This is a genomic window from Qipengyuania sp. S6317L1 (assembly GCF_023015615.1).
Taxonomy (GTDB): Bacteria; Pseudomonadota; Alphaproteobacteria; order Sphingomonadales; family Sphingomonadaceae; genus Erythrobacter.
Window position 1 is genome coordinate 667,819 of the sequence record NZ_JALKAJ010000002.1, and the last position, 21,242, is coordinate 689,060.

Annotated in this window: 21 protein-coding genes; 16 read left to right on the forward strand and 5 right to left on the reverse strand. The window is 59.1% G+C overall.

What is annotated here, in order from left to right; genetic code table 11:
• The first annotated feature begins 177 nt into the window (after nucleotides 1-177).
• From MWU38_RS04515 to MWU38_RS04530, 4 genes are all read left to right on the forward strand, one after another.
• Nucleotides 178-951, forward strand: a complete 774-nt coding sequence (locus tag MWU38_RS04515) for a response regulator (RefSeq protein ID WP_247270628.1) — start codon at nucleotides 178-180, stop codon at nucleotides 949-951.
• Nucleotides 952-1,133: 182 nt separating this feature from the next.
• Nucleotides 1,134-1,355 (forward strand): NepR family anti-sigma factor, encoded by a 222-nt coding sequence (locus MWU38_RS04520; RefSeq protein ID WP_247270629.1) that lies wholly within the window; start codon nucleotides 1,134-1,136, stop codon nucleotides 1,353-1,355.
• Entirely contained in the window at nucleotides 1,355-1,987 is a 633-nt protein-coding gene (locus MWU38_RS04525) for a sigma-70 family RNA polymerase sigma factor (protein WP_247270630.1), read from the forward strand. The genes MWU38_RS04520 and MWU38_RS04525 overlap by 1 nt, the downstream gene beginning before the upstream one ends.
• Nucleotides 1,988-2,071: 84 nt before the next feature.
• The gene (locus tag MWU38_RS04530) at nucleotides 2,072-3,238 is read left to right on the forward strand and encodes an AI-2E family transporter (RefSeq protein WP_247270631.1); all 1,167 of its coding nucleotides are present in this window, start codon (nucleotides 2,072-2,074) and stop codon (nucleotides 3,236-3,238) included.
• Nucleotides 3,239-3,246: 8 nt separating this feature from the next.
• Here the strand turns inward: MWU38_RS04530 and MWU38_RS04535 are convergent, their stop codons facing one another.
• Nucleotides 3,247-4,503, reverse strand: coding sequence for a cation:dicarboxylase symporter family transporter (locus MWU38_RS04535; RefSeq protein ID WP_247270632.1), 1,257 nt, complete (start codon nucleotides 4,501-4,503; stop codon nucleotides 3,247-3,249).
• Nucleotides 4,504-4,668: 165 nt separating this feature from the next.
• On the opposite strand from MWU38_RS04535, the gene glmM reads away from it, so the two are divergent.
• Together glmM and thiD are read left to right on the forward strand one after the other, a co-directional pair.
• Nucleotides 4,669-6,006, forward strand: coding sequence for a phosphoglucosamine mutase (gene glmM / locus MWU38_RS04540; RefSeq protein ID WP_247270633.1), 1,338 nt, complete (start codon nucleotides 4,669-4,671; stop codon nucleotides 6,004-6,006).
• 12 nt (nucleotides 6,007-6,018) lie between these two features.
• On the forward strand, nucleotides 6,019-6,816 hold the full coding sequence (gene thiD, locus MWU38_RS04545) for a bifunctional hydroxymethylpyrimidine kinase/phosphomethylpyrimidine kinase (protein WP_247270634.1): 798 nt from the start codon (nucleotides 6,019-6,021) through the stop codon (nucleotides 6,814-6,816).
• A gap of 2 nt (nucleotides 6,817-6,818) precedes the next feature.
• Here thiD and MWU38_RS04550 read toward each other — a convergent pair whose 3' ends face one another.
• The 3 genes from MWU38_RS04550 to MWU38_RS04560 all read right to left on the reverse strand — a co-directional run bounded on the left by MWU38_RS04550 (nucleotide 6,819) and on the right by MWU38_RS04560 (nucleotide 9,901).
• Nucleotides 6,819-7,700 carry a TIGR00730 family Rossman fold protein gene (locus MWU38_RS04550; protein WP_247270635.1) on the reverse strand — a complete coding sequence of 294 codons (882 nt, stop codon included), beginning with the start codon at nucleotides 7,698-7,700 and terminating at the stop codon, nucleotides 6,819-6,821.
• A gap of 50 nt (nucleotides 7,701-7,750) precedes the next feature.
• The gene (locus MWU38_RS04555) at nucleotides 7,751-8,911 is read right to left on the reverse strand and encodes an HWE histidine kinase domain-containing protein (protein WP_247270636.1); all 1,161 of its coding nucleotides are present in this window, start codon (nucleotides 8,909-8,911) and stop codon (nucleotides 7,751-7,753) included.
• A 156-nt stretch (nucleotides 8,912-9,067) separates the two neighbouring features.
• Nucleotides 9,068-9,901 (reverse strand): DUF5522 domain-containing protein, encoded by an 834-nt coding sequence (locus MWU38_RS04560; RefSeq protein ID WP_247270637.1) that lies wholly within the window; start codon nucleotides 9,899-9,901, stop codon nucleotides 9,068-9,070.
• Nucleotides 9,902-10,071: 170 nt separating this feature from the next.
• Between MWU38_RS04560 and MWU38_RS04565 the strand changes: the two genes are divergently transcribed.
• A complete protein-coding gene (locus tag MWU38_RS04565) occupies nucleotides 10,072-11,439 on the forward strand; it encodes a Ppx/GppA phosphatase family protein (RefSeq protein ID WP_247270638.1) in 1,368 nt (455 codons plus the stop codon).
• Nucleotides 11,440-11,446: 7 nt separating this feature from the next.
• On the forward strand, nucleotides 11,447-12,112 hold the full coding sequence (locus tag MWU38_RS04570; protein ID WP_247270639.1) for an RlmE family RNA methyltransferase: 666 nt from the start codon (nucleotides 11,447-11,449) through the stop codon (nucleotides 12,110-12,112).
• A gap of 20 nt (nucleotides 12,113-12,132) precedes the next feature.
• Here the strand turns inward: MWU38_RS04570 and MWU38_RS04575 are convergent, their stop codons facing one another.
• A complete protein-coding gene (locus MWU38_RS04575) occupies nucleotides 12,133-12,915 on the reverse strand; it encodes a cytochrome c family protein (RefSeq protein ID WP_247270640.1) in 783 nt (260 codons plus the stop codon).
• Nucleotides 12,916-12,980: 65 nt separating this feature from the next.
• On the opposite strand from MWU38_RS04575, the gene MWU38_RS04580 reads away from it, so the two are divergent.
• The 8 genes from MWU38_RS04580 (at nucleotide 12,981) to bla (ending at nucleotide 21,235) form a co-directional block, all read left to right on the forward strand.
• Entirely contained in the window at nucleotides 12,981-13,901 is a 921-nt protein-coding gene (locus MWU38_RS04580; RefSeq protein WP_247270641.1) for a prephenate dehydratase, read from the forward strand.
• Nucleotides 13,902-13,983: 82 nt separating this feature from the next.
• Nucleotides 13,984-14,691 (forward strand): DUF4129 domain-containing protein, encoded by a 708-nt coding sequence (locus tag MWU38_RS04585; RefSeq protein WP_247270642.1) that lies wholly within the window; start codon nucleotides 13,984-13,986, stop codon nucleotides 14,689-14,691.
• Entirely contained in the window at nucleotides 14,688-15,977 is a 1,290-nt protein-coding gene (locus tag MWU38_RS04590; protein ID WP_247270643.1) for a DUF4350 domain-containing protein, read from the forward strand. Before MWU38_RS04585 ends, MWU38_RS04590 begins: the two co-directional genes overlap by 4 nt.
• A gap of 29 nt (nucleotides 15,978-16,006) precedes the next feature.
• Complete coding sequence (locus MWU38_RS04595) at nucleotides 16,007-16,963, forward strand: MoxR family ATPase (protein ID WP_247271239.1); 957 nt, start codon at nucleotides 16,007-16,009, stop codon at nucleotides 16,961-16,963.
• A gap of 14 nt (nucleotides 16,964-16,977) precedes the next feature.
• The gene (locus MWU38_RS04600; protein ID WP_247270644.1) at nucleotides 16,978-18,327 is read left to right on the forward strand and encodes a DUF58 domain-containing protein; all 1,350 of its coding nucleotides are present in this window, start codon (nucleotides 16,978-16,980) and stop codon (nucleotides 18,325-18,327) included.
• The gene (locus MWU38_RS04605; RefSeq protein ID WP_247270645.1) at nucleotides 18,324-19,388 is read left to right on the forward strand and encodes a stage II sporulation protein M; all 1,065 of its coding nucleotides are present in this window, start codon (nucleotides 18,324-18,326) and stop codon (nucleotides 19,386-19,388) included. The genes MWU38_RS04600 and MWU38_RS04605 overlap by 4 nt, the downstream gene beginning before the upstream one ends.
• Complete coding sequence (locus MWU38_RS04610; protein ID WP_247270646.1) at nucleotides 19,385-20,314, forward strand: RDD family protein; 930 nt, start codon at nucleotides 19,385-19,387, stop codon at nucleotides 20,312-20,314. The genes MWU38_RS04605 and MWU38_RS04610 overlap by 4 nt, the downstream gene beginning before the upstream one ends.
• A gap of 93 nt (nucleotides 20,315-20,407) precedes the next feature.
• Nucleotides 20,408-21,235: a class A beta-lactamase gene (bla, locus tag MWU38_RS04615; protein ID WP_247270647.1), complete on the forward strand. Its 828-nt coding sequence runs from the start codon at nucleotides 20,408-20,410 to the stop codon at nucleotides 21,233-21,235.
• Nucleotides 21,236-21,242: the final 7 nt, after the last annotated feature.

A 21,242-nucleotide genomic window follows, 5' to 3' on the forward strand; every position in this document is an offset into this window, starting at 1 on the left:
GGCTGGCGACATTCAATAAATGATCGCAAGCCATGTGGGTTCCCAATCTTGAAAAAATTTTTTTTCAGAGTTTGCGAAAGCATAAATTTGCGCCAATATGAGCGCTCAACCGAGGCGCTACAATCGCAAGATTTTGTCGCTTTCTCTCACATTTAAACGAGTGCGCTGGAGGCTATTTTGTCGCTGAGTCAGAAAATTGCAGGCGAACTTCCTTTTTTGCGCCGCTACGCCCGTGCGCTTAGCGGATCTCAGGCGCGCGGCGATGCCATGGTCAAACAGGCGCTGGAAAAAGCGCTTGCTGATGAAACGCTGAAGAACTCGCTCGCGGGTGAGCGCGATGCACTTTATCGGGTTTTCCATCTGGTTCTGGATGAGCGCGGTACCAGCTCTCAGGCCGCGTCAACCGACGACACCAAAGAGGCAAGCGCACTTGCAAAGCTTGATGCGATAGCCGACCAGACCCGCCAGGCATTGCTTTTGACAACTGTTGAAGGGTTCAACACCGAACAAGCCGCGCGGATCATGGGGATTGACGCGGACACGGTCGAAAAGCTCAACCAGGCGGCGATCGCGAAAATCGACGCAGAGCAGAGAACCAGCGTTCTGGTGATCGAAGACGAACCGATGATTCAGATGCAGCTGGAAGATCTCGTACTCTCGCTGGGCCATGAGATTAGCGGGACCGCAACCACGAAAGACGAAGCGGTCAAATCGGTCGAAGCCAATCGTCCGGGCCTTATTCTCGCCGACATCCAACTCGCGGATGGTTCATCGGGCCTTGATGCGGTGAAGGACATCATGGAGATCGCGGAAATTCCGGTGGTTTTCATCACCGCATACCCAGAGCGGCTCCTCACCGGTGACCGCGTGGAACCTACGTATCTGGTGACCAAGCCATTCCGCGAAGAAACCGTGAAAGCCTCGATAAGTCAGGCTCTTTTCTTTGGTTAAACGGAAGCGTCACGAGATATTCTGCGTGAGATGTTCGACCACCTTTGCCGGTATCGCAAAGAAATGGAACATTTGCGCAGCTCGGGTGTTTTATCGACATTACCACCGTGCAAAATGCGACATTGCGGTGGATCATGGTCTGCGGTATTTCCCGTCAGGCTTGGGATATTGCAGGTTCACCAATGAGCTCCGCCGAGAACACTGAAAACAACACGCCTAACAAAAAAGCGAAGTCCCCGTTACAGAACGGGTCTGACGCGCCTGCGTGGGCGGATGGGCTCAAACAGCTATACAATTCGGTCGTGGACGAACCGCTACCGGACAGTTTTCAAGACCTGCTCGACGCTTTCGATGAAGGCACCGGGCCCGGCGAAGGTGACGCCGGCACCGGAAAGTCCAATTAGTGGCAGGAAATACAGCTCCCAACAAACCGACCGCCAAGGAACGCGCAGCTTTCAAGCGCGAGCTGACCGAGGTTATCCCTCACCTTCGTGCATTTGCCCGCGGGCTTTGCGGTCGTGCGGATATGGCCGATGATCTGGTGCAAGAGGCATTGCTCAAGGCATGGGCTGCGCAAGACCGGTTTCAGCCCGGCACATCCATGCGCGCGTGGACTTTTGTGATTTTGCGCAATGCCTATCTTACCGATATGCGTCGCAACCGTTTTCGCGGAACCTATGACGAAGGCGTGGCAGAGCGCATCCTGACGCAGCCTGCCGGGCAAGAAGAGCCTCTGCACCTGTCCGATATGCATCGCGCGCTGCTGACCCTGCCACCGGAGCGGCGCGAGGCGCTGTTGCTTGTGGGGGCTGGCGGATTTTCATACGAAGAAGCAGCCGAGATTTGCGGCTGCGCGCTTGGCACGATCAAGAGCCGCGTTGGCCGTGCGCGTGCAGCGCTCAATGAAATGCTTTCAAAAGACAGCGTTCCTGGCCGCTCCATCGAAGATGGCACCGCGCATACCGAAATCCTTGACGAACTCGATAGCGTGGTCGCCGGTAGCGGCTTCGTCGACGGCGGAAGAAATACGGGCTGACCCTCAAATCACGCACCCTCACAGTGCGGGCTTGGCGTAACTGCGCTCCTTCCATAGATTACGAGAAGGGGGACGAAGCGACCTATGAACCAACATCCACGCCATGAGACACCGGGGCCGCTTCCCGTACGAGACGATGTGAGCGCGCAGCAATTGCGCCTGATGTCATCGCTCGTGGTGTTGATCGGGATTGGCCTTTTTCTCGCTTTGCCTTTTGTCTTGTCCATCGGTTCGGTCGTCTTCCTGCCATTGGTGACGGCCGTGCTCTTGACCATCCTGCTTTCTCCGCTCGCCGACCATCTGGCGCGGCTCGGGCTTCCCAATGTGTTTGCCTCGCTCCTTGCGCTCCTGGTGTTCCTGGGAGTGGTGCTGCTTGCGCTGGCCCTGATTCTTCAGCCTGCGCTCGATCTGTTCGACCAGATTCCGGAAATATCAGGCCGAGTGGGTCAGCGGTTCGAGGAACTTCGTGACGAATTCAGATGGCTTGCAATTGCGAATGCCGAACTTGCCAAACTCATGGGCGACACGGGCACATCGCGCGTGGTTCTGGCCACCCCAAGCCTGCTCGAAGAGATAGCCTTCGCAACACCGTCAGTGGTGGTCGAGCTGCTTATCATGATGCTGATGGCGTTCTTTATGATCGAAGCGCGCGTTCGCATGCGCCGCCACCTCTTGTTCGATCGGGAAAGCTTTGGCTCAAGTGTCAAGGCCGCGCGCGCAATGCGCGAGGTGCAGGACAAGGTCGCCGCATACATAATGACCGTTGGCATGATCAACACCGGCGTCGGGGTGATCGTGGCGGTGGGCGCCTGGGCCCTTGGCGTTGATGCACCGATAATGTGGGGCGGCCTTGCGATGATCCTCAATTTCGTGCCCTACATCGGCCCGATGGCGATGTTTGCGCTGCTCGCGCTCTTCGGGATCGGGACGGCGGAGACGGTGTGGCTCGGAATGATCCCGGCGCTCGCCTATCTTGGCCTGAACGCGGTGGAGGGCAATGTCATCACCCCGTCCATCCTTGGTGCGCGCTTTACCATGAGCCCGGTGATGATTCTTATCGCGCTGTCCTATTTCACATGGATCTGGGGCGTTCCGGGCGCGCTCTTGTCGGTTCCCATCTTGCTCACACTCACGGCGCTGTTCGATCACATCGGCAGGCCCAATCTGATCGGTTTCGTCTTCGGAGAGCCATTGTTCAAAGGCGACGTTTCGCATCGCGGGCGCGAAGAGGAACAGGTCCCCGTCAAATAAGTGGGCGCCTAATCGGCTTTCCGGTCAACCGCACTCACCACAGCGACATTCATTGTTACATTGGCCAATGTGCGCATGATGTCGGGCAGCATTTCGACCGCGACAAGCAAGGCCAACGGTTCGACCGGCACGCCCATCGCAAGGGCAATGGGCCCGATCGAAACGACAAAGCTGATCGACCCGGGCAAGCTGACCGACCCCACCGAAATGATAAGTGCGACCAATATCCCGGCGACGGCCAAAGCAGGCGTGATCTCCACGCCCGCGAGCGCTGCGACATACATTGCGACCGCGATATTCATCGCCGGAGAGGTTGCGCGAAAAATCGCAACGGCAAGCGGCAAGACAAATTCTGCGGTGGTCGAGCGCAAGCCCAGACGACTGGCGCTATCCAGTTGGGCCGGAAGGCTGGCGAGCGAACTTTGCGTTGAGATGGCAACGGCCTGTGCCGGGATGATCTGGCGGGCAAAACGCAAAGGGTTGATCCCGCCGAGCGCCCAAGCCACGACATAGGCAAGGAGGAGGATAAAGGCGCCCATTGCAGACACCACCAGAATATAATGACCAAGCGCCGCGAATGCCCCGCCCCCGCTGCGCATTCCTACACCAAAGGCGAGCGCAAACACGCCAACAGGCGCAATCCACAGCACCCAGCCGATGATAAGCAGCATCGCGTTGGCAAGGGCGTGGAAGAAGCCCATCAGGCTCGCGTTCTGATCCTTGGGGAGCTGCGAAATCGCAATCGCCAGAAGCGCAAAGAAGATCGTAAGCGGAAGCATCGCGGTCTCCGCTGCCGCTGCGATCATATTGGGCGCGATGAGCGAGGCCATGAAGTCGAGGATGTCGGGCACGGCAAGCTCATCGTCGGGCACTTCGGCCAAAAACCCGCTCGCGCTTTCAGGGATCGGAAATACTTCGAGAAGCCAAGGCAGCACGAGTGCGGTAAATATCCCGCCAAGGATGAGGACACCGAACACGAGGCCCAGAAACCGCCGTGCTGCTGTTCCTGCGCGCGCGGCAGCGACCATTTGTGCAAGACCCAGAACAAGCAACGCTGCGACGAGCGGAATGATCGTCATTTGAAGCGCGCGCAGCCACAAATTTCCGATGAGGCTGATCACTTGCAGCACCCGCTCCGGCAATTCGGCTCCGCCCAGCGCCACGCCGAGGCCCAGGCCCACCACCAATGCGGCAAAGGTCGCAATCACCGGAAGGCGGATCGTGACCAGTTCGTATCCCGCGTCCGTCGCCGGCTTGTCGCTCACATCATTCAAATCAAGTGTCCCTCGTAATTCTCGCGCGATGTCTTTGCATGAGCGATAACCTTGTCAGAACAAAGTGACAAATGGCGCGCATGCCAATAACGCTGTTGCAAGATTGCGCTGCTATTGGCGGCGACCTTTAGGTTCAGAACGGGAAGCAGTTTTTCCATGACACGCAAGTTTTTTGGCACAGATGGCATCAGAGGCCGCACGAATGCAGGCGTTATGACCGCTGCGACCGCGATGCGTGTTGGGCAGGCGGCGGGCAATTACTTTGTGCGCGGCACGCACCGCCACCGCGTGGTGATCGGCAAGGACACACGGCTTTCCGGCTATATGATGGAAAGCGCACTGGTCGCCGGCTTTACCAGCGTGGGCATGGATGTGATTATGACCGGCCCCCTGCCAACACCCGCCATTGCCCTTCTCACCCGGGAGATGCGCGCTGACCTTGGCGTGATGATTTCGGCAAGCCACAACCCGTACGCCGACAACGGTATCAAGCTGTTTGGCCCCGACGGGTTCAAGCTATCGGATGAAGCCGAGGCCGAGATCGAGGCATTGCTTGAAGCCCAGCCCAAGTTGGCATCGGCTGAAAATATCGGGCGCGCTCGCCGGATCGAAGATGCGCGCGGGCGCTATATCCACGCGGTCAAGAATTCGGTGGGCAGTGATGTCCGTTTTGACGATCTCAAGGTGGTGGTCGATTGCGCCAATGGCGCCGCCTATCAGGTGGCGCCGTCCGCGATCTGGGAGCTTGGCGCAGAAGTTATTACCTTGGGCGTCACCCCCAATGGCACAAACATCAACGATGGCGTGGGCTCCACCTCGATCGAGGCGCTTCAGGCGAAGGTTGTGGCAGAAGGCGCGCATATTGGCATTGCCCTGGACGGGGACGCTGACCGGCTCATCGTGGTCGATGAAAAAGGGCGCAAGGTCGATGGCGACCAGATCATGGCCCTTATCGCCACCCGCATGCACGAAAAAGGCTCCCTCAAAGGCGGCGGCGTTGTCGCAACCGTCATGTCGAACCTTGGGTTGGAGCGGCATTTGCAGGATCGGGGCCTGACATTGGAGCGGACAAAAGTGGGTGACCGCTATGTCCTTGAGCGCATGAAAGAAGGCGGCTTTAACGTAGGCGGCGAGCAGTCGGGCCACATGATCCTGACCGACCACGGCACAACCGGCGATGGCACGGTCGCCGCAATGCGCGTGCTTGCCTCGCTCGTTCGCTCAGGCAAACCTGCAAGCGAAATCCTCCACCAGTTCGATCCCGTGCCGCAATTGCTTAAAAACGTGCGCTACGAAGGCGGTGCGCCGCTTGAAAACAAGACGGTGAAGAATGTCATAGCCGAGGTGGAAGCCGAACTGGAAGGCAAAGGCCGACTGGTCATCCGCGCCTCGGGCACAGAGCCTGTGATCCGGGTCATGGCGGAAGGGGATGATGCTGCACAGGTCGAGGCAGTGGTTGACCGCGTGTGCGATGCCGTTCGCAGCGCGTCGTAAGGCTGGCGAAGGATGACAAACCCTCCGCGCATATTATCCATCGCTGGATCAGACTCCAGTGGCGGCGCAGGCATTCAGGCAGATATAAAGACGATCACAATGCTGGGCGGATATGCGATGACCGCCATTACCACCGTGACCGCCCAAAACAGCGTCGGCGTTCAGGCAATCGCGCCCATGGCGGGCAGCGTAGTGGCAAGCCAGATTGCGTCATGCGTCGAGGATATCGGCATTGATGCGATCAAGATCGGGATGCTTCACGATGCAGACGTCATCGCACAGGTCGCCGGTGCACTTGATAATGTGGACGCGCCGATTGTGATCGACCCGGTTATGGTCGCAACCAGCGGCGCGGCGCTGATTGATCCGGACGCGGTCGCTGCCTTGCGAGACACGATGTTCCCGCTGGCGTCGCTCATCACGCCCAATCTGCCCGAACTCGCGCATCTTCTGGGTCGCAGCCTTAACACGACCGACGAAATGATCGACGCAGCCAAGGAGCTTTCGGCCATCACGGGAACGGCTGTCCTTGCCAAGGGTGGACACACGCAGGACGCGCGGGTGATCGACTTACTTTACGAGCCTCAAGGCCGCACAGTGCAATTCGAGCACGAGCGGATCGACACACCCCATACCCACGGCACCGGGTGCACGCTTTCCTCCGCCATCGCGACCCTTCTGGGACACGGGCAAAGCCTAGAGCATTCGGTCAAACTGGGCCGTCAATTCGTGCTCAATGCCATCAAGGCAGCGCCCGGATATGGTGCGGGCAATGGCCCGCTAGGACACCAGGCGGTACGCAGCTTCTAGCTTCAGTCGAGATTATAAAATTCCGAGATGTGGCCCCACGCCTCGTCTGCGGTTTCGCACCACTGGAAGAGGTCGAGGTCCTTCTTCGAAATCGTGCCTTCTTCGGCAAAGGCTTCAAAGTCGATGATGCGGCTCCAGAAATCCTTGCCGAAAAGAAGAATCGGCATCGCCTTCATCTTGCCGGTTTGCACCAGCGTCAAAAGCTCGAAGAATTCGTCGAACGTGCCAAAGCCACCCGGGAACACCGCAACCGCGCGAGCGCGCAGCAAAAAGTGCATTTTGCGAAGCGCGAAGTAGTGGAAGTTCAGCGACAAATAAGGCGTTACGTATGAGTTGGGCGCCTGCTCATGCGGCAGGATGATGTTGAGGCCGATGCTCTCGCTGCCAGCATCGCTTGCCCCGCGATTGGCCGCTTCCATGATCGACGGGCCGCCACCAGAACACACGACAAACTGGCGCTTGCCATCCTCGATGATCGCTTTTTCGGAAACCATGCGCGCAAGCTTTTGCGCTTCGTCGTAATATTTGGCCTTCTTGGCAAGGTTCGCTGCTACCTTCTGGTCCCACTCATCACCATTCTTGGCCGCATCGATCTTGGCCTGCGCTTCTTCTGGTGAAGGAATTCGCGCCGAGCCATACATGACCATGGTCGAGCCCACGCGCGCTTCATCCAGAAGCATCTCGGGCTTGAGAAGCTCGAGCTGGAAGCGAACCGGGCGCAATTCATCGCGCAACAGGAAGTCGGTGTCGCGAAACGCCAGCTTGTAGGCGGGGTGTTCTGTTTGCGGGGTCTTTTCAGGAGCCTGATCTGCAAAGCGGCTCTCTTCTTCTGCGGGATAGAATTTGCGTCCCGCAAGATCGTGTTCGTTGGTTTTGTCGTTCATGGACCGTGACCTAGGCGCGCAACCCCATCGCGGCAAGAGCCCAGTTGTGACTATTCAGTGGCGTTCTGAATGATCTTGGCGAGCGGAATTTGGGCTTTGAGGCACATACCCTCCTCGTGCCATTGCGTTGTCACGTCGGCTTGCAATTGCCGGCCAATGATCCGGTTGATGACTTTGCCGCCGTAACCATCACGTTCAGGGTGCACGACGAGCGGCCCACCGCTTTCCTGCCAGCAAAGTTCAAGTGCACCCTCGTCGTCTGTGGCGATGCCCCACGATACATCAATCCGGCCATCGTGGCTTGACAATGCGCCGTGCTTCGCCGCGTTCGCCGCGAGTTCATGAAAGAACATCGCAAGCGATTGAGCAGCGCCGGGTGACAGAATGAGCTCTGGACCATCGACCTCGACACGGTTGCTCGCCGCATGAGCGTTCAGTTCCTTTTCGATCAGGGCCTTGAGCGGTGGTCCCGACCACCCGCCATGTGCAAGCAGACTGTGAGTGCGGGCTATCGATTCCAGCCGCGCCCTGAATTCTTTTGCGTAAGTTTGAAGATCGGTGTTCGAGCGTGCCGAAACTTCCGCGATCGACAGAATTATGGCGAGCAGATTGTTCACACGGTGATCAAGCTCCCGCATCATAAAGGTGCTGCGCGATCGGTTCGCCTCTGTCTCCGAAACGTCGGCAAGGATGCACACGAGGGTCGGGGTGCCGCCCCTCATCGCGCGTTCGCCACGTATTCTGAGCCAGATCGTATCGCCTTCAGGCTTCTTGAACCGAAGTTCCAGATCAAGCTGTGCGCCTTCGTGTATCGCTGCATCCATCGCGCTTCTGAAACGGGTGCGGTCACCTGATGCGATGCGCTCTGCGAAGGACTCCTCGCTTATTGCATTGTGCTCTTTTTCCAGCCCGGTAATCCGCGCCGAGCGTTCATCCCAGGAGGCTTCACCCGCTTGCGGATCAAAGATCCACACACCAATCTGCGCCATGCCAGCGGCTAGTGATTGGACGATCTGATCGTGGGCCGCGACGATCTGTTCGCTGTTGTCCGAAGGTTCGTATGTGACGATCACACCGCCCACACCGGAGGTGTAGGGCTCAACCTTTCGGGTGAAATAACGGCCATCGTCATCGCGCACTTCGCGCATGATTGCCCCTCCATCGGCCAACGCTTGTCGCGCGTCTAAGTCCAGATCGGTGTCTTCGATCACAAATCTCTCATAGCCAAAGGAAGATGCCTTTGAAAATCCCATAGGGCGTTCGAACGGTGTTGAGACGCAAGACCGATGTCACGATGTCAAAAGTCCGCAGCAAAGCTTGCGCAGGGCCATCACAGCCCGAGGGTTCAGTGCGCTAACGTTGCCACGCTAATTTGGTTCCGTAACAGTGCGCATTTCGAACACCATTCTGGTGCGAAATTCGCCATTCAAGCCAAAGGCGTCCACTGCATCCGGCAAGCGCTCGCACAGTTGAGCGTTGAAGGGCGAACCCACCTCCATCCCACTTACGCTCCCGGTGACGGCGCTCACCTCGCACTTGGCACCGGAGGCCTCGAGATCGGCCAAAAGTGCGTTGTAATCTTCGCCCCACAGCGGGAAATGCAGTGTCATGGGCGCGGTTTCTGGATTGCCCGCGAAAGTCGCCTCGCGCCATTGCCGGATGGGTTCAAGGCCAAGGTCGGGGAAGAACACATGCCGTGCGTCAGGAATCAGATCGAACGCAGGAACAATCTGCGCCGCGTAATCGACCCCGTCATGCAAAGGCACACCGATTAAACCGAGGCCAAGGTTCTGCGCCTGATCGACAACGTCGGCGACACTCAACCCCTGCCCCGCGAGCGTGCGGGTGGCAGGGTCGAAAGTGGTAAGCAGAACAGGGGCAAACGCTCCTTCTCTCTCGACCGAGCGAAGGGCAAGGAAACTGTCCTTGCCACCACGCCAGAAAAGAACCGCTGGCGTTTGCGACGGGTCAGGGCGCAACTCACTAAGCCAGGCGGGCTGCTGTATCCGCGATGCGCGCCGTTCTACCGGCACGCTTTCATGGCCAAAGGGGCAATGGCGGCACCCTGCCCCGCAACATCTTTCGCGCGCAAGCAGGCCCAGCCTGGTGAAAACGGTGAAACCTGTCTGCGGGTCGATGTAGACGGTCTCCCCGCGCGCGCAGGCTTCTTCGTGCAAGGTCCAGAATGGGGGTTGCGTCATCGAGGCTCGAAACAAGATCGGTGCGTTTTGGTAAAGACTTGCCTTTCGATACGACCGCGCCACCGGTCAATCAACTGCAAGCTCGCTTGCTCTTCGCCCGCGCATCGTCTAAATCTGGCGTCAGGTGCCGATGCCAAACGTGCAATCGGTGAGATGAAAGAACGACAATTATGGCGGATACGCTTCCGCCGGACAGAACAGATAATGCTGGCAAAAAACGGAGCGGCAAGTCCGGCAAAGTAGCCGATTTTCGCTACAAGCGCTCCAGCCAGCAGGGCAAGGCTTCTGATAACAGGGCCAATGCAAAACGCGGCTCGCAAAAGCGAGGTAGCGCGGCAAATTGTGACAATGATGTCGCTTTTGCAAAAGGCTCAAACAACACAAATGGACGCAGGAACCAGCGTGGCGTTAGCCGGGCGCGGGACGACGGGCGCTTGCGAAAAGCAGGCCATCCGGACAAGGGGCACCGGCATGGGTCTGGCGTGCAGCATCACAAGTCGGGGGAAGCTTATGCCGCGCTCGATTTGGGGACCAACAATTGTCGCTTGCTGATTGCAAGGCCATCCGGGCGCGACTTCACTGTTATCGATGCTTTTAGCCGGGTGGTGAAGCTGGGCGAAAATTTGGCAACAACGGGCCGCCTTTCCGATGAAGCGATGGAGCGCACGATGAGCGCGCTTGCGATCTGCGCGGAGAAATTGCGCCGCCGCAATGTGCGCCTTGCCCGCTCGGTTGCGACCGAGGCGTGCCGCAGGGCCACCAATGGCGAGGCCTTTATCGAGCGGGTGAAGCGCGAAACCGGCATTGCCCTCGACATTATCAGCGCCGAGGAGGAAGCGCGACTTGCAGTGCTGGGCTGTCATATCCTGCTTGAGGCAGGAGAAGGCCCTGCGGTGATCTTTGATATCGGCGGCGGGTCGACCGAGCTTGTCCTGCTTGAACCGGGCGAGAAAATACCGCGCATTATTGACTGGCAAAGCGTGCCGTGGGGCGTGGTTTCTCTTACCGATACGATCGCCAAAGTGGGAGTGGGTGGATCGCCGGGCCGCGAGGCGCGTCTTGCACGCTATGCCAAGATGCGTGAAGTCGTCTCCGAGAGCTTCGCACCCTTCGCCAAACGCATTGCCGAGGCCGCTGGACACGATGATATTCGCCTGCTTGGCACCAGCGGCACGGTCACCACTCTGGCAAGCCTTCACCTCGAATTACCGCATTATGATCGCAAGGCGGTCGATGGACTGATCGTGCCTTCCGGTTCGATGCGCGATATCAGCGGGCGATTGTCGGGAATGTCACGCGCCGAACGCAGCGAGTTGCCCTGTATTGGCCAGGACCGCGCCGACCTTGTTGTCGCGGGCTGTGCAATCCTTGAATCAATCCTCGACATCTGGCCAGCGGGCCGGTTGGGCGTCGCTGACAGGGGCATTCGCGAAGGGATCTTGCGCAGCCTTATGGCAGCCGAGCGTCAGGGCGAGCGTTCGCGCCGATCTTTACATGAGGCGCGCGGAGACGACCCTCGAAACCGCGCAGCAGGATAAGGCTTCGATGACACGTTCAGGACGCGACCCCGATAAACGGGTTAAAACCGCAAAAAAGCGCAGCGAAAGTTCTACCCGCTGGCTTCAGCGGCAATTGAATGACCCCTATGTCAAGAAAGCCAAGGCTGATGGGTATCGCAGCCGTGCGGCCTATAAACTGATCGAACTGGATGAGAAATTCGGTCTGATTCGGGGATCCAGCCGGGTCGTCGATCTCGGGATTGCGCCGGGCGGATGGAGCCAGGTGGTGCGCAAGAAAGCGCCAAAGGCCCATGTGGTCGGTATCGACCTTCTGCCGACAGAACCCATCGAAGGCGTCACCATATTCGAAATGGATTTTATGGATGACGCAGCGCCCGCGCGTCTTGAAGAGGCTCTGGGCGGAGCGCCCGATCTGGTCCTGTCGGACATGGCCGCCAATACGGTGGGCCATAAGCAGACCGATCACCTGCGCACCATGGGCCTCGTCGAGGCCGGCGCATGGTTTGCTGTCGAAACGCTTGAGAAAGGCGGCGCCTATGTTGCCAAGGTTCTGGCCGGGGGAACCGATGCCGAATTACTCAAACTGCTGAAAAGCCATTTCAAAAGCGTCAAACACGCAAAACCCCCTGCGAGCCGCAAGGGGTCTTCTGAGTGGTATGTGGTTGCGCAGGGGTTCAAGGGGCGGGACTAAGCCCGCACCCGAGTCGTGATTTAGCTCTGCGCTGCTTCTGTTTGTTCTGAAGTCGCTTCAGCTGCGTTTTGGTCTGCCTCGACCTCTGCAGTCTCGTCAGCAACAGCCTCGGCCTCTTCTTCAGCGACAGGCTCTTCAGCGGGCACGAATTCAGGCACCGGAAGGTTGGAGCCGAACGTGTTGAGGTAAAGCGCAACAGCGGCGCGGTCTTCGATCTTCGAAAGGCCGGCAAAACCCATGGACGTTCCATCGATGTAGCCGCGCGGGTTATCGAGCCACTGGTTCATTTCTTCCCAGCCCCAATTGCCGCCCTTGCTCGTCAGCGCGCTTGAATAGCTAAAGCCAGCCTTGCTGCCGAGGCTCGCGCCCATGACGCCATGAAGGTTTGGACCAACGCCGTTCGCGCCACCCTGCTCAACGCTGTGGCACGCGGCGCATTTGGCAAAAACCTTTTCGCCATCAGCAGGGGTTACGGATGCAAGAGCTTCGGCAAAGCTGATTTCTGCGGGGCCTGCGCCCTCTTCTTCAGCACCTTCGATCACATAGCCAAGCGTTTCGGGACGCTCCGGCTTGTCGGCGTGAAAATATTTACCCGAGAGGATCGAAAGACCCAATCCGAGGCCAGCTGCAAAGAGCACCCAGCCCGCAGCGGTGTTAAACAGATCGCCCGATCCTTGGTCGTTATCTGACATGTTATTCGCGTTGTCCTGTGTCATCCCGGCGCCCACATAATCGGGCCTTTGTCCATGCGCAAGGTCAAACGCATCAACAAAGCTTGCGTCCCATACAAATGGTGGGGTCAACCAAGTTTGACCATGTACCCCGGGACTTGCCACTAGCCGCGCTCGGGGATAGCACCCGCTGCATCATGTTAAGCTTTCCCAAACCAGCGATGCCCATTGTCGAAGAGCTCAGGGCCATTGCGGCGCGCGACCCATCGAAGGCGGTGGCATTTCAGGGCTCGCCCGGGGCCAATTCCCACAGAGCCGCGATTGAGGCCTGTCCCGATTTGGCGCCATTGCCTTGTTTCGGGTTTGCCAATGCACTGGACGCGGTGAAGGCGGGCGAAGCGGGTCAGGCGATCATACCGATCGAAAATTCGCACAACGGCCGGGTTGCCGATATTCACTTCCTTCTTCCAGAAAGTGGCCTTTCGATCGTTGGCGAATACTTTTTGCCCATCCATCACGCGCTGATGGCACCGGCCGCCAACGGGGCGGGCAGCGCAGGCTCGCTCGATACAATCAAGGCCGCTTACAGCCACCCGCAAGCCCTTGGCCAATCGCGCAAGTTCCTGCGTGACCATGACATCGTGCCATTGAACTTTATTGATACGGCAGGAGCTGCGGCGCACGTAGCAGAGATGGGCGACCCAACGATTGGTGCGATTGCCCCCGCGATTGCGGCTGAACTCTACGGCCTCCAGATCGTGCAGGACCACGTCGAAGACGCACATGATAACATGACGCGTTTCGTGATCCTTGCCGACAAACCGACTTTCCTGAAAGCGGATCCGGAAAAACCTGCAATGACCACCTTCATCTTCGAGGTGAAGAATATTCCCGCTGCGCTCTATAAGGTGCTCGGCGGATTTGCGACCAACGGCGTCAATATGACCAAGCTTGAAAGCTATCAGGTGGGCGCAAGTTTCTCGGCCACGATGTTTTACGCCGATATTATCGGAGTTCCCGGCGACCCAGCGGTGGACAGAGCGCTCGAAGAATGTGCGTTTCATTCCAAAGAGCTGCGTATTTTGGGGACGTATGAGCAGGCAAGGAAGCGCGGATAGCCGTTAAAGCGCCCGTTTTACTGTGATTTGAGGTCTGATGTGTGTTGCTTGGCAGCGATAGCCATGCCACCACCTGCGAAGGATGACCGCAGCTTCCCCCAATCCGGTGATTGCTTCTGAAGAGGGTGTGCCCGCGCCCGAAGGGTGGCGCGCGCTTCGCGATGATCCCGACATTCAGTTCGATGAGTTTGCGATGGCCCCGCCCGAAGTGCGCGAACCGGGCTGGTTCGATGAAATCTGGCTTGTCATCATGGAAGCCCTGGCGGGACTTTTCGGGCCCGTCGGCAGGTTTCTCGCAAGCAATTGGGACGTGCTCAAATGGGTCCTCCTGGCGCTGCTTGCAGCGTTCGTGCTCTATTGGCTTGCGCGCAGTTTCGGCCCGCTGGCGCGAATGCGCAGCGAACAGGCCGCAGGCGCAAGCGGTGCGGCAAGCGATCCCGAATGGCAGCCGACCCGCAAGGAAAGCGTGGCCCTTCTCGCCGATGCCGATCGCCTCGCCGCAGAAGGGCGCTTTGATGAAGCAACGCACCTCCTGTTGAAGCGCAGCGTCAACCACATCGCCAAAGCGCAGCCAACATGGGTCGACCCCAGCAGCACCGCGCGCGAACTCGCCGCGCTTCCGGCCCTGTCCGAGCGCGCAGCTGATGCCTTTGGCACTATCGCGGATCGTGTAGAGCGCAGCCTGTTTGCCCTGCGCCCGCTCGACAAAAGCGATTGGGAAGCGGCCCGCGAGGCCTATGCCAATTTCGCGCAGATTTCCCTTCGTTCAAACGACGGAGCCGCCGCATGAGCGAGGCGGCGACACCAGCGCGCGGCGCATCGCCCTTTGGCACAAGAGCTATACTCGCAATCCTTGTAATCGGTTTTGCGGCCTTTCTTGCCATGCTCTATTTCATTGGCGCAGGCGACACTGGCGCAGATAGCTCAAACCGCAATGCGCACGCATCCTCCAATGCCATCCATGGCTATTCCGGGCTTGTGAAACTGCTGGATGCCAATGGCTTCAACGTCGAGAAATCGCGGCTCGCAAGCGGGCTAGAAACAAGCGGTCTTCTCGTCATAACGCCCCCGACAAACGCCGATGCCGAAGAAATTGATGAGCTCTTGAGTAACCGGCAATACGCTGGTCCCACGCTAGTGATCCTGCCCAAGTGGTTGGTCGGTCGCCCCAGCGGCGACATCGCAGAAGAAGACGAGGATCGCGTTCAGGACGACTGGGTTAAGTTGATGGGGACGAATGCTCCCAAATGGACCGAGGATTTGTCCGGCCCCTACACCCTGCTTTATGGCGAGATCGCGCCGCCGAGTGCCGAAGCAGCGCCCAAGCGTTGGGGCGGATTGGGATTATCGGGAGAGCTCCCTGACGCGCGCTCGATTTTTGTCGAGAAGGATCCCGACCATGAAGCGATTGTGGTCGATTCGAGCGGGCGAACACTCGCGCTCAACGTGATCGGACAAGAGGGCACCTATTTCTACGACGAGGCGCATTGGGTGACCTTCGTTGTCGAGCCCGACCTCATGAACAATTACGGGCTTGCCGATCCGCAAAGAGCGGCGCTCGCACTCAAGATCGTGCGGGAAGCGGGGTATGAGGACATGGATGTCACTTTCGACCTTACTCTTGTCGGCATTGGTGGATCGACCAACCTGCTCACGCTAGCCTTCCAGCCTCCTTTTCTGGCTGCAACGCTGTGCCTGATCCTTGCGATGCTGATTGTCGGCTGGCGCGCATTTCTACGCTTTGGCCCTGTTGCGGCGAGCGGGCGCGAGGAGAGCTTTGGCAAATCGCAATTGGTCAAAAACGGTGCAGGCCTGATTATACGGGCACGGCGGCTGCCGCTTCTTGCATCGCCTTACATCGCGCTAAACACCCGAAAAATGGGCAGCGCGCTCGGGCTTGCCAAACCTGATGCAGAGGCAATCGATACCGCCCTTCGTCAACGACTGCCCGACGAAGAACCCTTTTCAAACCGCGTTACCAAACTGCAAAACGCCACCCGCGCCGCAGAAATCCTGCGCGCCGCGCGCCACCTGAACGAACTCGTCATCAAGACAATGGGGAAATCTGATAAATGAGCACGGCTGAGACGACACAAACAGCTGCCATGTCCTTAAACGACCTGCGCGCACTGGCGGACAAGATCCGCGCCGAAGTTGCAAAGGCGATCGTGGGCCAGCAGGACATGATCGACCAGCTGCTAGTCGGCATGATCGCGCAAGGTCATGTGCTTCTGGAAGGACCTCCGGGCACGGCCAAAACTTTTCTGGCACAGGCATTTTCGACCGCCTTGGGGCTTGATTTCGGACGCATCCAATTCACGCCCGATCTTTTGCCGGGCGACATTTTGGGCTCGAACCTTTTCAACTTTCAGACCAGCCAGTTCACTTTGACGAGAGGCCCCATTTTCTGCGAGCTTCTGCTGGCTGATGAGATCAACCGCACACCGCCAAAGACGCAGGCCGCTTTGCTCGAAGCCATGCAGGAACGCCGCGTGACGCTGGATGGGGAAACCCACCAGTTGCCTCCACGCTTTATGGTTGTGGCAACGCAGAACCCGATCGAGAACCAAGGCGTCTATCCCCTGCCCGAAGCGCAATTGGACCGTTTCCTGTTCAAGTTGCTCGTACCCTATCCCGATGAAGGCGAGGAAGCGCGCATCGTCGCGAACTTCGGCTCACGTCAGGGGCCGCAGCATCCCGCCGATCTCGGCGTCAGCGCGGTTGCCAATGCCGATGTTTTGACCAAGGCAACGTCCGCGCTGTCGCAAGTCACCTTGGCCGATGACATCGCAAGCTATGTCGTGCGACTGGTGCGGGCAACGCGCGAACACGCAGACCTCACCGTGGGCGCGTCCCCGCGTGCTGCTGTCATGCTCGCCGGCGCTGCGAAGGCACGCGCGGCTCTTGATGGGCGCGATTATGTCATTCCAGACGATGTAAAGGCGCTTGCCGTCCCGGTCCTTCGCCACCGCCTCACGCTGAGCCCTGCGGCCGAAATCGAAGGGCGCGATCTTGAGGCTCTGGTCGCAGAGCTGATCGAAATGACCGAGGCGCCAAGGTAAACCGACAAACCCCCGTGCCCAGCTTCCCCACCCTTCCCGCCCTTCCTTTGGTCCCGACCGAGCGCGCCGCCTGGAGCGTGGCTGCGCTTGCGCCACTTGCCGTGGTGGTGGGCGCGATTTCGCCGCAATATTGGGTGATCGCGCCGATCATCGCGGTGGCACTGGTGGCTCTGATCGCGCTTGATGGATGGATCGCGGGGAGCTGTGAACAATGGCATGCCGTCGCGCCAGCGGACACCGAAGTGGGTCAGGAAACGCCGCTCGACGTCCACGCCCGTTTCAATCGCGGCGGCGCACGAGGGCACGAGGCCGCTCTTGAATTTGACCCCCGCCTGGGGACCGATGGGCGAACAGTCATCAAGCTCATCCCCGGCGATGCCGAACACGAATTCAGCGGCAGCGAAAGCGTTTATCCCACGCGGCGCGGGACGGCCCCAATCACCCGTGGGTGGCTCCGCTGGAGTGGGCCATTGGGCCTTGGTGCAAGGCAAGAAGTCAAAGAGCTGGAAGATCAGGAGGTCCGCATCTGGCCGGACTTGTCGCCGGTGCGTTCAAAGGAATTGCAAACCTTCCTTCGCGATGCGCAAAACGGCCTGATCGCGCGGCGCATCAGGGGCGAGGGCACGCAGTTCGAGGCGTTGACCGAATACGAGCCGGGCATGGATCGACGCCGGATTGATTGGCGGGCGAGCGCGCGCCACGTCGCGCTTTACGCCCGCGAGAACGAGAGCGAGCGCAACAACCAGATCGTCTTCGCCTTCGATTGCGGTCAGGCGATGTGCGAGCCTGTCGATGGTCTGCCGCGCATCGACCGTGCGGTGTCGGCGGCGCTCACCTGCGCCTATGTCGCGCTTAAAAACGGCGATAAAACAGCACTCTTCGGCTTTGCGCAAAGCCCGCAGGTGATGACACCCTTCGTGTCGGACAGCCGCGCCTTCCACCGCCTGCAATCGGCGGCTGCCGCGCTCGATTACGAACCCGCCGAGCCCAATTTTACGCTTGCCCTCGCAACGCTCACGTCGAAACTTCAACGCCGCTCGCTCATCGTTCTGTTCTCCGATTTTACCGATCCAACGGCCGCCGAATTGATGATCGAGAGCATGGGAAGGCTCGTCAAAAAGCACCTGCTTCTTTTCGTCACCATTCAGGACAGCGAGCTTGAAACCTTCATCGAAGAAGAACCCGGCGACATTGCAACCCTCGCGCGAAGCGTCACCGCCGACACGCTTCTTCAACAGCGTCGCATCGTGCTTCAACGCCTTCGCCAGATGGGGATAGACGTGATCGAGGCCCCTTATGACAAGCTCGGTTATGAATTGATCGACCGCTACTATGCGATCAAGAACAGCGAGGCGATCGGATGAAGGCGCCTGTTCTCTCTTCCTGGTTCGGCAAATCTGCCGTCGCCGCCCCGCCCGATATCGAAAGCGCGGCGCTTCGTTCTGACCGCTTCCGTCTGGAGCGCGAGGGGGATTGGCAACAGCTTGAAGACATCGTCAAACGCATGGAAAAAGGCGGGCTTCGCCGGATCAGCGACGAGGAGCTTCTGGCGCTCCCCACGCTTTACCGGACCGCCGCCTCCAGCCTTTCGGTCGCGCGCGAAACCTCGCTTGATGCCGCTACGCTCAGCTATCTCGAGGCGCTCGTCCAACGCGCGTGGTTTCAGGTTTATGGACCGCGCAAAGGGTTTTTTGCCTGGTTCAAGGAGTTCATCCTCGGCGGATGGAGCAGAGCGGTGCGCGAAATCTGGCTCGATGTGTGCATCGCGCTTTTTGTCATGGTCGCCGGCACGATTGTGGGCTGGCTGCTCGTCGCGCAGAACACGGACTGGTATTATCGCCTGATTCCGGGCGACTTCGCCGATACGCGTGTGCCCGGTGCAAGCCGCGAGGCCTTGATGGAAACGCTCGGCACAGAGGACAGCGCCGACCGCCTGTCGATCTTCGCTGCCAGCCTGTTCAGCAACAATGCGGGCGTGGCGATCCTCGCCTTTGCTCTTGGCTTCGCCTTTGGCATCCCTTCGCTTCTCCTGCTGGTTCACAACATGGCGCTTTTGGGCGCGATGATGTGGCTGTTTGTGGGAGCGGACCTCGGTGTGGAATTTGCCGCATGGCTCAGCGTTCACGGCACGACCGAGCTTTTCGCCATTCTTCTCGCTGGCGCAGCCGGGCTTCACATCGGGCGTTCCATGGCCTTTCCCGGCGACAAATCGGTGCTTGAGGCGGCAGCTGCGAGCGGAAGGCGCGGCGCAGTGGTGATGGCGGGCGTCGTCTTCATGATGGTGATCGCAGGGCTCTTGGAAGCATTCCCTCGCCAGCTTGTCGGCAGTGTCGAGGGACGCTTTACCATCGGCGGTGCGTTTCTGGTCTTCTGGCTCACTTACTTCTTCCTCTATCGCCCTGCGCGCGTGGAGGATGGCTTATGAGCGCAGCTGTCTCGCTTCGCGGGCTCACCAATCGGCCCAAGCAGGAACGCTATCTGGTGACGCCAGAAGGCATCGAAATTCCGATCATGCTCGCCTCCAAGGGCAGCCGGTTGGGCGCGCTTATCCTGGATTTCCTGTTCTTCTTCCTCGTGATCTACGCCGTTGTGTATCTTGTCATCTTCGTCGCCGGAGGTGCCGCCGATACCTTTGCATCGGATTCGATCGAGGGCGCATCAGGGGCGCTGGAATTCCTCACCATCCTCTTCATCCTGTTCCTGTTCTTCATGCGCTATGGCTATTTCATGGCGATGGAGCTGGGCCCACGCAGCGCGACATGGGGCAAACGCATTGTCGGGATCAGAGTGGCGGCAAGAGACGGCGGGAGGCTCACGCCAGAAGCGGTGATCGCGCGCAATCTGCTGCGCGATATCGAGCTTTTCATGCCGCTGGTTTTCATCATGCTCGCACCAGGCGGGGAATGGGGAAGTTACGGCGTCGCAGGCGCGGTCTGGTTTGCGATCTTCATGTTCTTCCCCTTCTTCAACAAGGACAATCTGCGCGCAGGTGACATCATTGCCGGAACCTGGGTGGTAGAAGCGCCGCGCACCAAATTGGCCGAGACCATGTCGACAAGCGGGGCTGCTGCCTCCAGCGGGTCGAGCACGGTGACGGGCGCCAAATACGAGTTCGGGGAAGCCGAGCTTTCCGTCTATGGCGAGCATGAATTGCAGGTGCTCGAACGCCTCCTTCGTGAAGACAAGGACGAGGCGCTTGGCCCCGTCCACGAGACGATCTGCCGCAAGATCGGTTGGGATCCGGGCGCTGGTGATGAAAGAGCGTTTCTGGAAGCCTTTTATGCGCAACTTCGCGCCAAGCTCGAAGGCGATATGCGCTTTGGCAAGCGCAAGGCCAACAAACACGCGTGAGGTGGTTTGGTGATGAATTCTGATCGACGCAAAGTTCTGTGGGGCGGATTGGGCTTGGCCGGTGTGATTGTGAGCGGTTGCTCTGCGCGATCAATGACGAGCGATGCACCGGATTTCGCGAACCGGCTTCGCGCCATCGAAAGCGCCAGCGGCGGCACTTTGGGTGTAGAGCTATTCGATACTGCCAGCGGCCGCTCGGTCGGTCTCAACCGTGACATGCGATTTGGGCATTGCTCCTCATTCAAGTTTTCACTGGCGGCGATGATCCTTGCCCGCGATGCAAGCGGAGAGGACAGCGCGGACCGGCACGTTACATGGACCAAAGACGATCTCATGTTCGTCTCACCCTTCACCGAAAAACGCGTTGATGAGGGTGCGACCTTGCGCGAGCTTGCCGAGTTCACGCAGAAATACTCGGACAATGCGGCGGCCAACATCCTGCTGCGCGAAGTCGGTGGGCCGGAAGCTCTCACTACGTTCTGGCGCTCCTTGGGTGACGATGTGAGCCGCCTCGATCGATATGAGCCCGCCCTCAATGCCGTACCGCCGGGGGAAGTGCGCGACACCACGACGCCTACCGCCATGGCACGGACAGTGGCGACGCTTGCCTATGGTGATGTGCTTCCACAGGAACACCGCGCCGCCTTGCGGCAATGGATGATGGATACACCGACCGGACTACGGCGCGTGCGCGCAGGATTGCCAGATGGTTGGGTGGCTGGCGACAAAACCGGCACGGGCCTGATGGCGGATACCGCCGGAATCTATGTCGATATCGGCTTTGTCGAACCACCAAACGCTGCGCCGATCACCTTTGCGACCTATTTCCGCCCGCCGGGCAGCGACAATACGTTCGACCGTGCGCACGAGGCGCCCTTGGCGCAGGTCGGTGAGGTTCTCGCTGAGTTTGCTGCGACTTAGGTAAGCC